Source organism: Winogradskyella sp. SM1960 (genome assembly GCF_020179375.1).
Classification (GTDB): Bacteria; Bacteroidota; Bacteroidia; order Flavobacteriales; family Flavobacteriaceae; genus Winogradskyella; species Winogradskyella marina.
Genome location: NZ_JAICBG010000017.1, coordinates 1 through 6,211 on the forward strand (window position 1 = coordinate 1; position 6,211 = coordinate 6,211).

At 30.7% G+C, this 6,211-nt stretch carries 9 protein-coding genes; all 9 read left to right on the plus strand.

The genetic code is table 11. The annotated features are described in order from the left end of the window. Window positions 1–195: 195 nt before the first annotated feature. Window positions 196–489: a barstar family protein gene (locus tag K1X16_RS17470; protein WP_225037363.1), complete on the plus strand. Its 294-nt coding sequence runs from the start codon at window positions 196–198 to the stop codon at window positions 487–489. Continuing rightward, window positions 490–846, plus strand: a complete 357-nt coding sequence (locus K1X16_RS17475; RefSeq protein ID WP_225037364.1) for a hypothetical protein — start codon at window positions 490–492, stop codon at window positions 844–846. Window positions 847–1,262: 416 nt separating this feature from the next. Further along, window positions 1,263–1,526 (plus strand): hypothetical protein, encoded by a 264-nt coding sequence (locus K1X16_RS17480; protein ID WP_225037365.1) that lies wholly within the window; start codon window positions 1,263–1,265, stop codon window positions 1,524–1,526. Between the two features lie 261 nt (window positions 1,527–1,787). Continuing rightward, entirely contained in the window at window positions 1,788–2,312 is a 525-nt protein-coding gene (locus tag K1X16_RS17485) for a hypothetical protein (RefSeq protein WP_225037366.1), read from the plus strand. A gap of 132 nt (window positions 2,313–2,444) precedes the next feature. Beyond that, window positions 2,445–3,023, plus strand: a complete 579-nt coding sequence (locus K1X16_RS17490) for a hypothetical protein (protein WP_225037367.1) — start codon at window positions 2,445–2,447, stop codon at window positions 3,021–3,023. 820 nt (window positions 3,024–3,843) lie between these two features. After that, complete coding sequence (locus K1X16_RS17495) at window positions 3,844–4,443, plus strand: hypothetical protein (protein WP_225037368.1); 600 nt, start codon at window positions 3,844–3,846, stop codon at window positions 4,441–4,443. Between the two features lie 158 nt (window positions 4,444–4,601). Then, window positions 4,602–5,183, plus strand: coding sequence for a porin family protein (locus K1X16_RS17500; protein ID WP_225037369.1), 582 nt, complete (start codon window positions 4,602–4,604; stop codon window positions 5,181–5,183). Continuing rightward, window positions 5,184–5,705, plus strand: coding sequence for a hypothetical protein (locus K1X16_RS17505; protein WP_225037370.1), 522 nt, complete (start codon window positions 5,184–5,186; stop codon window positions 5,703–5,705). Between the two features lie 207 nt (window positions 5,706–5,912). Beyond that, the coding region (locus K1X16_RS17510) for a helix-turn-helix domain-containing protein (protein WP_225037371.1) at window positions 5,913–6,211 on the plus strand (299 nt) is incomplete at its 3' end.

The following is a 6,211-nucleotide window of genomic DNA, read 5'->3' on the forward strand; positions in this document are numbered from 1 at the left end:
ATGTTAGAGTTGCTTAATTGAACTGTGCGGAATTTAAAAGCCGGCTGCTAACACCGTGTATAATTAATTGCTTTTTTAGGCTTACTTACGAAAATTCCTGCGGAATTTTCTCTGGTTCGTAAAAGTTTGCTAACTTAGTTGCTAAATCACGCAACTAATCATACACAAAACCGTTGGCAGTAATTTGAGAATGAGATGATAAAATTCAAAATTAACGGTCAAAAATTAACAAATTGGAAAGCATTTCACTCTGAATTTAAAGCGGAATTAAATTTTCCGGATTACTACGGAGAAAATATTGATGCTTGGATTGATTGTATTGACGAATTGACTGAAAGACCTACTCTACTGCTGATTGAAAACGGAAAATACTTGAAAGAAAACGCACCTGAATTGCTAAATGCAATTATGGAATGTGGAGCTTTCGTTAATTATAAGAAAATAGAAGTCGGAGAAAATCCGAATTTACTAATTGCAACTGATTGCTAAATGAGAAATAGTAAAATAATTAGGTGTTCATTAATTTTGTTATTATTAACTAATGTTAGTTGTTTCATATTCTGTAATGGGAAATGGGCTGAATATGATAAAAGCTATTTACTCAAAATTGAAAGCATTAGTCAGACAAAAGGTGCCATTTGTGTTAATGACTCATTGAAAATTGATGTTTCTTATAATAATGATAAACCTTATCCAACTACGCTACACGATTTTATTAAAGAAAATGATTCTTTAATTGTTCCAGCTAATAATGACACTCTTTTTATAGTTCGGAATAACAAAAAATATTGGTTTAAAAAATATGGAATTACTAGTTTCAAATCTTTTTCCGAAAATGATAATTAAAAACTACTGCCAACACCGTGTATAATTAATTGCTTTTTAGAGCTTACTTGCGAAAATTCCTGCGGAATTTCCTCTGGTCCGTAAAAGTTTGCTAACTTAGCTACCCAACCACGCAACTAACCATACACAAACACGTTACCACACATTTGAGAATGACGCAAAAACAACGAAAAGTATTCTATACAACGATTTTCTTTCTCGGAATAATTTTAATGTATTTTCAAATACAGATTTATCGGAATACAATAATTAGTTGGTTAATTCCTGCCTCAATAATAATTATAATTGGAATAGTAAGTTTTTTAATAGATTTTAAAAATTACAAACGGACTTATGAATATAGCGGAATTGGATTGTATTTTTATTCGTGGATGCATTACATAATCGGATTTGGATTTATTTTTTGCTCAATCTTTATGTTAACGAATTTTTACTTCGCTGACCAAAATGTAAAAACGGAATCTTACGAAATTGTTGACCGAACTTCTATACGTGGAACAACGAAAGGCAGAATTGGAGAAGAACAACCAGTGTTTACAATAAACTACAAAGGAAAAAACAAAGAGTTAGTTTTTAAAACACAATTCTATGAAAAAATGAATTTCTACAAAACTGTGGAATTTGAAACTCGGAAAGGTTTCTTTGGATTTGATATTTTAGAAAATAAAAGACTGAATTGAAAACAAAAACGAAATAAAAAACGTGTGGTAACACCGTATATAAAAAATTGCTATATTGTGCTTAATTAAAGGTCGTTGCACGTTTACTACGTCTGATTTTCCTTCGGAAAATCCTCGCACGCAAACACGCAACTTTCCATATACAATCACGTTACCTGCAATTATGAAAAAAAGCCTGTAACTAAACGAAAACGACAGTTCACTCATTTAAGGTTTTTGAATAATTATGTAAAGAGTAAATTTGGAAACAAATAGAAACGAATGAAAAAATTTAGTTTATTAATATCAGTTTTACTTCTGAATCTCAACTTGGGTTTTTCTCAAACCGAATCTGAAATTGACTCTTTATTAAATATAATTGCGAAAACGGAAAACTCAAAAGAAATAATAAAAACCAATCAAGCCGAAAAAATAAAAGCATTTGGAGAAAATTCTTTGATAACTCTTGCGGATTTTTTTACTGACACAACCTTGACAAAAGTTAAATCAGAATGCCATAATCGGAATTTGACAAAAGGAGAAATTGCAATCATAATGGCTGATAGAATTGAATCAATGCCATATTTTACTGTTACTCGAATTCAAAATTGCACGTTGACTTTTTGCGAAAATAATCCGAATATAATTGAATATTATTTTAGTATTAATAATTATCTAAATAACAAAGAATTTAAAGAAAGATACGTGGAATGGTTATTTAGTGAGGATAGATTAAAAAGCGTAAGAGGAAAAGACCGAAAAAAACGAAAGAAAATATTAACTGAATGGAAAAATAACAGCAGGTAACACCGTGTATAATTCATTGCTAGTTATAGCCTACTTACGAAAGTCCTCGCGGACTTTCTATCTGTGATTTATTTGCTAACTTTAGTGCTTAAACACGCAACGAAATCATACACAAAACCGTTGCCAGTAATTATGAAATACATCTTCGCCATCATATTTTCGTTTTCATTTTTGAGTACCTACTCACAAATGGAACCATCTGAAAGTGGAATTGAATTTGAAAAGTCGATTAAAGAAAATGATACAATAAGTCTGATAAAACATCATCGGAAATTTGATTCGGATTTCTCTTTTGACTGGAAACTAAACGAAACCGAAACGAGAGTTGAAATTGACCATTTCAAATATGGATACAATATTGAGTGGATTAAAAGAAAATCTGACACGATTATTTACCGAACATATACTTTTGACATTGATGGAAACTTTTATTATGCACACGAACAAAGGGAATTGAATGATAAACTCGTAAGTCGTGGCGGAATCGAAATTGAAAACGGAAAACTAAAATATATCAGACAAGTTTACCCAAAAGAACTTGAACCAAAGTTTAAAGTGGATTATTACGAATTTGAATTGTTTGACAAAGGAAAACTTGTTGCTATTTATCGTGCTGACCATTTGAACCACTATTATATGCTGACAGAGGAAAAAAACAAAGACAAAATAAAGCTCGTTTACGGAATTGACTTTCTGAACGTGAAGAAATAACTACTGGCAACACCGTGTATAATTAATTGCTAAGTTCTTCCCTACTTGCGAATATTCCTGCGGAATATTCACAGGTTCGTAAAAGTTTGCTAACTTAGTTGCTAAACCACGCAACTAATCATACACAAACACGTTGCCAGCAATGCCTGAAAAGCGAAAACCTGTTCAAAATCGGAACTTATTGCAATCTGAATTTTGTATTAAATATAGAATTATATCAGAATTTTATAATGATTAACTAAAAGGCACAACGTACGAATTTTTAACTGAAATGTTCACAAGTAATTACGATTTAAAAAGAAACATTGAAATTCAACAACGTTCGAATTCCAAGCGTAACGCAGTAAATTTACTCTGAATGAAAAAGCTAAAGACTATTTCAGTAATATCGTTAGAAATGAATAAAGTAATCACGTTTAAATGACACAAAACATAATAATAAACTTAATTCTAGGCATAAGTTTAATCGCTTTTGGAATTTGGTTAGGAAAACTGACTATAAATAAATATAAATTGAAATCCTATTATGATATGCAATTATTAGGAGCTAGTATTAGTTCTATAATTATTGGTATTTATTGCCTAATTAATTTAACAAATAATTGGTAATATTAACTTAAAAGGAAATTTAAAACAGAATTAAGACTGAAATAAAAATGCTTGAAAAACAAAAAGCACAGCTGGCAACACCGTGTATAATTAATTGCTTTTTTAAGCTTACTTGCGAAAATTCCTGCGGAATTTTCACGGGTTCGTGAAAGTTTGCTAAATTAGCTACCAAACCACGCAACTAAACATACACAAACACGTTAGCACACATTTGAGAAAAACATTTTTCATATCGACAATTTTTTTGATTTTGAGTTGTGAAAGCAAACCAAAAGAAATTCGATTTTATCCAACTGACAGAGCTTTCTCTACTGAAACTTCACAGTTAATTGGACTTGACACTACTGAATTAAACTTTAGACAAATAACAAATAAAATTGGAACTTTCGATAAAGATTACGGAATATTGGTTGTGGAATTTGATGATGAAAAAATCAAAAAAAGAATTATACCATACGTCTATGATAACGGGTTAATAAAGTCCAAAAATATATTGCGAATTAAATCTGACACGATTCTAATAGATGAAATTTATCCGATTAGTGAACTAAAACCGATTATGAAAAGACACTATCTGAATAAAGGGAAAGTTCCTTATTATCCTGATTTACCACGAAATGCTCTTGTCGAAGTAACTATCGACACAAATAAAACAGGAAAAGAACTCAAAAAAGTTTTAACTCAATTGACCCGGACATTTGACGAGATAAAAAAAGAAACAAACGACACAATTGAATTGAGAGTGTTCTTCAATTATTTAAGACAAATTCCACCGCCACCACCACCGAAAGAGGAATCTGAAAATAAATAAAAAACGTGTGCTAACACCGTGTATATTTTATTGCTAGGTTCTAGCTTGCTTACGAAAATCCTCGCGGATTTTCTATTCGGTATTTATTTGCTAACTTAGTAACTTAATCACGCAACAAAGCATACACAAACACGTTGTAAAACATTAACCAAAACCACATGAGAAAACAAACAATACAATTAACATTCTGTTTATTAATGCTTTCTACATTTTCGATTGCACAAAGCCAATTAACTTTAGGAGTAAAAGGTGGAGCAAATTTCACAGGATTTCATACTGGAAGTTCAACTTTCAGTAGTGAATTTGGTATTAATCTTGGCGGAATTGCGGAATATTCACTTTCGGATAGATTTAGTATTCAAGCTGAACTTTTGTTTAACCAAAAAGCTGGAACTTTTACTATAAAGGACAACTCAAATTTTGTTTTAGGAAGTGTAGTTTCAGAACTTGGTTATATCGATATTCCAATTTTAGCAAAGATTTATATTAGTGACAAATTCTCATTTGAAGTTGGACCACAAATCGGATTTAATATTTCTGAAAAAACAGAATTTAACGGTAGCGAAGTCGAATCTGAACTTAAAACTTTAGATACAGCACTTGTTGGAGGTTTTGGATATCAATTTGAGCAAGGTTTATTTATTCAAGCAAGATATGGATATGGACTTTCAGAAGTTTTTGAAAACGAGAGATATAAAAATTCAGTAATCAGTCTATCTTTAGGCTATAAATTTAATTAAATGAGAAAATTTACAATCCTATTATTTTGTGCTTTAATAGCTTTTAGTTGTTCATCAGATGATGACAATAACGAAGGTAATAACAATACAAATAATGCATTAACCTTTAATGGAACATCTTTTAATGTATCAAATGTATTTCTAAACGATGAAAATACAACTGACAACAATCCGAGTGATATTGCAATTATAATGAGTAATATAAATTTGCTTACCGAAAGCCAACCGAATGGTGTGAATTATGTTTATTTTGACTTTCCAGGTGTTGAATTACAAACTGGAACAATAACAAATATTTCTGATTACACGATTTTGGAAAACGCTTCTTTTGTAGATTCGGAAATTGATAGCGGAAATACAATTTTAGATGACGCAGAAAATGGATTTATGGCTACAAACACTATTTTAAATATAAATTCATTAAGCCCAAGTCAAATTGATTTTAACTTTAGTTTCACCAGAGAAGATGGAGAAATAATCACAGGGAATTATTCTGGAAATTACACAGATATTAGTCAATAATAACGTTTTACAACACCGTGTATAATTCATTGCTAGTTCTAGCCTACTTACGAAAGTCCTCGCGGACTTTCTATCTGTGATTTATTTGCTAACTTTAGTGCTTAAACCACGCAACGAAATCATACACAAACACGTTGTGGGTAATTTGAGAAATGAACTTTCCTGAAATAGGTTGACTAAAAATTAAGCAATTAATTACAGTCACTTATGAAAACACAAAATGAACACTGGCGAAAAAAAAGCTATCAAAAAGCAACTTTAGAGACTAAACTTTTAGTCGTTGACCAAATCTTAAATGGTCAGCTATCCAACAATCAAGCTTCTAAAAAATATGATGTTCCTAGAACAACTATTTCCTATTGGTTAAGAAAATACAGTACTTTAGTACAACAAAATACTGGTATGAGTAAAAACGATGAGATTAAAAAATTAAAGGAAAAGATTGAAGAACTTGAGTTTCAAAAAGACTTCCAACAAGACATTATCGCTGATATGGAACTGATTAC

Coding starts and splice junctions, on each gene's coding strand:
- K1X16_RS17470 (WP_225037363.1), top strand. CDS start 196: ATGATAAAATTCAAAATTAACGGTCAAAAATTAACAAATTGGAAAGCA.
- K1X16_RS17475 (WP_225037364.1), top strand. CDS start 490: ATGAGAAATAGTAAAATAATTAGGTGTTCATTAATTTTGTTATTATTA.
- K1X16_RS17480 (WP_225037365.1), top strand. CDS start 1,263: ATGTTAACGAATTTTTACTTCGCTGACCAAAATGTAAAAACGGAATCT.
- K1X16_RS17485 (WP_225037366.1), top strand. CDS start 1,788: ATGAAAAAATTTAGTTTATTAATATCAGTTTTACTTCTGAATCTCAAC.
- K1X16_RS17490 (WP_225037367.1), top strand. CDS start 2,445: ATGAAATACATCTTCGCCATCATATTTTCGTTTTCATTTTTGAGTACC.
- K1X16_RS17500 (WP_225037369.1), top strand. CDS start 4,602: ATGAGAAAACAAACAATACAATTAACATTCTGTTTATTAATGCTTTCT.
- K1X16_RS17505 (WP_225037370.1), top strand. CDS start 5,184: ATGAGAAAATTTACAATCCTATTATTTTGTGCTTTAATAGCTTTTAGT.